4 protein-coding genes are annotated in these 3,704 nt (G+C 70.4%); 1 reads left to right on the top strand and 3 read right to left on the bottom strand.

Translation table 11 applies throughout. The annotated features are described in order from the left end of the window. The 3 genes from creC to cysK form a co-directional block, all read right to left on the bottom strand. Positions 1-1,133: two-component system sensor histidine kinase CreC (creC, locus tag AB7U92_RS23730; protein ID WP_428582760.1), on the bottom strand; the 1,133-nt coding region annotated here is incomplete at its 3' end. After that, on the bottom strand, positions 1,130-1,828 hold the full coding sequence (gene creB, locus AB7U92_RS23725) for a two-component system response regulator CreB (protein ID WP_428582758.1): 699 nt from the start codon (positions 1,826-1,828) through the stop codon (positions 1,130-1,132). The genes creC and creB, both read right to left, overlap by 4 nt. Then, positions 1,825-2,745 (bottom strand): cysteine synthase A, encoded by a 921-nt coding sequence (cysK, locus tag AB7U92_RS23720; RefSeq protein ID WP_428582756.1) that lies wholly within the window; start codon positions 2,743-2,745, stop codon positions 1,825-1,827. The genes creB and cysK overlap by 4 nt, the downstream gene beginning before the upstream one ends. Positions 2,746-2,793: 48 nt before the next feature. On the opposite strand from cysK, the gene hemE reads away from it, so the two are divergent. After that, positions 2,794-3,704 (top strand): uroporphyrinogen decarboxylase (hemE, locus tag AB7U92_RS23715; RefSeq protein WP_428582754.1); only part of this gene is annotated, 911 nt, incomplete at its 3' end.

Raw genomic sequence — 3,704 nt, 5'->3', positions numbered from 1 at the left:
AGGTTGCCCAGCGCGCGGCGCAGCAGGAAGGCCTCGCCCTCGACCCAGGCGGCTTCGCCCGCCGCCAGCTCGACGCGCAACCCGCGCGAGGCGCCGCTGGCTTCGGCGCTGGCGGCCAGCTCCTCGAGCAGCGGCCGCAGCGCCACCGGCTCCGCCTTGGGCAGGCGGCGTTGCTGCTCGAGCGCGGCCAGCTCCAGCATGCGGTCGACCAGCTCCTGGATGCGCTGCGTCTCGCGGCCGATGTTGGCGACAAAGCGCTGACGGTCGGCCTCGGGCATGCCCGGCTCCTGCATCAGCTCGGCCGCGCCCTTGATGGCCGACAGCGGGCTCTTCAGCTCGTGGGTGAGCGTCTGCACGTAGTCGGCCACGTAGTGACGGCCGGCGAGCGCGTCGCGCATCTCGTCGTAGGCGGCGCCCAGGGTGCCGAGCGCCCGGCGGCCCAGCCGCGGCAGGCTGAACGAACGCTGCGAGCGTACGTAGCGCACGTAGTCGGCCATCAGGCCGAACGGCCGCACCAGCCACACCAGCAGGATCGCCGCCAGCACCAGCACCGCCGCCACCGAGGTGGCACCCACCAGCATCGTCTTGCGCCGCGCCGCGGCAACGAACTGGTTCAGGCTCTGCACCGGCTTGCCGACGCTGACCACGCCGACGATCTCTCCACCTGCGCGCACCGGCGCCGACACGTACATCACCGAGCTGAGTTCGTCGCCGGGAATGCGCGGTGTGGTGCGGGCGCGGTACTGGCCGGCGAGCGCCGCACGCACGTCGCGCCACTGCGAGAAGTCCTCGCCCTCGCGCTGGCCGATCGAGTCGAAGCGCACGATGCCGTCTCGGCCGATCACCAGCGCCTGCAGCTCCACGCCGGTCTTCTCGAAGTCGAAGATGCGCGCCGAGAAGCTGCGCGCGTAGACGCTGCGGAACACCGGGCGCAGCTGCTCGGCATCGAGCTGGCCGTCGACGCTGTGCTGCTCGACCAGCGCGGCCAGCAGGTGTGCCGTCTCGACCAGCGACTCCTCGGCCGATTCGCGATAGCGCGGGTCGATGTCGGCCAGCAGCCGGAACATGAGCACGCCCACGGCGATCGCGTAGGCCAGCAGGATGCCGGCGAAGACGACGGTCCTGCGACTCATGACAGTGCCGCGGGCAGGTCCTCGGCCAGCGCGTAGCCGCTGCCGCGGTGGGTGCGGATCGGCTCCAGCCCCGGCGCGATCGCCTTGAGCTTGGCGCGCAGCGTCTTCACGTGGGCGTCCACCGTGCGGTCCAGGCTCTCGCTGCTCGTGTCCCACACCTTGTCGAGCAGCACGTCGCGGCTGTAGACGTGGCCGGGCCGCTCGACCAGCGTCTTGAGCAGCCCGTACTCGTAGCGCGACAGCTCCAGCGGCCGGCCGTAGAAGCGGATCTGGCGGCGGCCTTCGTCGACCGCGAAGGGCAGCGGCGGCGGGCTCGCCGTGGCAGCCTTGGCGGCACGGCGCAGGATGGTGCGGACGCGGGCCACCAGTTCGCGCGGCGAGAAGGGCTTGGCGACGTAGTCGTCGGCTCCGAGCTCGAGGCCGACGACGCGGTCGATCTCGTCGGCCCGCGCCGTGAGGAACACCACCGGCACCTCGCTGAACGCGCGGATGCGCTTGAACACCTCGAAGCCGTTCATGTCGGGCAGCCCCACGTCGAGGATGACCAGCGCCGCGGGCGCCTCGCGCAGCCTCGCCAGTGCCGCCTCGCCGGTGGCCACCCAGTGCGGATCGAAGCCGTCGGTCGAGAGCGCGTACTGCAGCGTGTCGGCGATGCCGGACTCGTCCTCGACGATGAGGATGGCGGGCTTGTTCACTCGGTGGGCAGGAACCCGTCGATGGAGAGGTAGCGCTCGCCGGTGTCGTAGTTGAAGCCGAGCACGCGCGCGCCGGCCGGCAGCTCGGGCAGCTTCTGCGCGATGGCCGCCAGCGTGGCGCCCGAGGAGATGCCCACCAGCAGCCCTTCCTCGCGCGCGCTGCGCCGGGCCATCTCGCGCGCAGCCTCGGCCTCGACCTGGATCACGCCGTCGAGCACGTCGGTGTGAAGGTTGGCCGGGATGAAGCCCGCGCCGATGCCCTGGATCGGGTGCGGGCTCGGCTTGCCGCCGCTGATCACCGGCGAGGCCGCCGGCTCCACCGCGAACACCTTGAGCTTCGGCCACTTCGCCTTGAGCACCTTGGCGCAGCCGGTGAGGTGGCCGCCGGTGCCGACGCCAGTGATCAGCGCATCCAGCCCCTCGGGAAAGTCGGCCGCGATCTCCGCGGCGGTGGTGCGCACATGCACGTCGATGTTGGCGGGGTTCTCGAACTGCTGGGGCATCCACGAGTTCGGCGTGGCGGCGAGCAGCTCCTTGGCGCGGGCGATCGAGCCGTTCATGCCCTTCTCGCGTGGCGTGAGCTCGAAGGTCGCGCCGTAGGCAAGCATCAGCCGGCGTCGCTCGACGCTCATGCTGTCGGGCATCACCAGGATCAGCCTGTAGCCCTTCACCGCCGCCACCATCGCCAGGCCGACGCCGGTGTTGCCCGAAGTCGGCTCGATGATCGTCGAGCCGGGCTTGAGCGCCCCCGAGGCCTCGGCGGCCTCGACCATCGCCAGCGCGATGCGGTCCTTGATCGAGCCGCCCGGGTTGGAGCGTTCGCTCTTGATCCACACCTCGTGAGTGGCACCGAACAGGCGGTTGATGCGGATGTGCGGCGTATGGCCGATGGTCTGCAGGACGTTGCTCGCGCGCATGGGCTTCTCCTCAGGGGACCCGAAGATTATGGGCGTGATAATCGACCCATGTTTGCCCCTCTCCAGAACGACAGCTTCCTGCGCGCCTGCCTGCGCCAGCCCACCGAGCACACTCCGGTGTGGCTGATGCGCCAGGCCGGCCGCTACCTCGCCGAGTACCGCGACACGCGCGCCAAGGCCGGCAGCTTCATGGGGCTGGCCACCAACACGCAGTTCGCCACCGACGTGACACTGCAGCCGCTGGACCGCTACGCGCTGGACGCGGCCATCCTGTTCAGCGACATCCTCACGATTCCCGACGCCATGGGCCTGGGCCTGAGCTTCGCGATCGGCGAGGGCCCGCGCTTCGCCCATGCGGTTCGCGACGAAGCGGCAGTGGCCAAGCTCGCCGTGCCCGACATGGACAAGCTGCGCTACGTGTTCGACGCGGTCACGTCGATCCGCCGTGCGCTCAACGGCCGCGTGCCGCTGATCGGCTTCTCGGGCAGCCCCTGGACGCTGGCCTGCTACATGGTTGAAGGGGCGGGCTCCGATGACTACCGGCTCGTGAAGTCGATGATGTACCGTCGGCCCGACCTGATGCACCGCATCCTCGAGATCAACGCCGAGGCGGTGGCGCTGTACCTCAACACGCAGATCGAGGCCGGCGCGCAGGCGGTGATGGTGTTCGACAGCTGGGGCGGCGTGCTCGCCGACGGCGCCTTCCAGGAATTCAGTCTGGCCTACAACCGCCGCGTGCTGGCGAAGCTCAAGCGCGAGCACGCCGGCGCGCGCATCCCGCACATCGTCTTCACCAAGGGAGGCGGACTGTGGATCGAGCAGATCGCGGCCGAAGTGAACGGGGTCGCACCGGACGTCGTCGGGCTCGACTGGACGATGAACCTCGGCCTGGCGCGCCGCCTCACCGGTGACCGCGTGGCGCTGCAGGGCAACCTCGACCCCAACGTGCTGTTCGCCGA

It is taken from the genome of Piscinibacter sp., assembly GCF_050175855.1.
GTDB lineage: Bacteria > Pseudomonadota > Gammaproteobacteria > Burkholderiales > Burkholderiaceae_C > Piscinibacter.
Note: the sequence above shows the minus strand (reverse complement) of the source record. Positions and strands in the feature narration are given on the sequence as shown.

Bases quoted from the DNA above. Each gene is read 5' to 3' on its own strand.
- cysK (WP_428582756.1), bottom strand. From the start codon at position 2,745: ATGCGCGCGAGCAACGTCCTGCAGACCATCGGCCATACGCCGCACATC.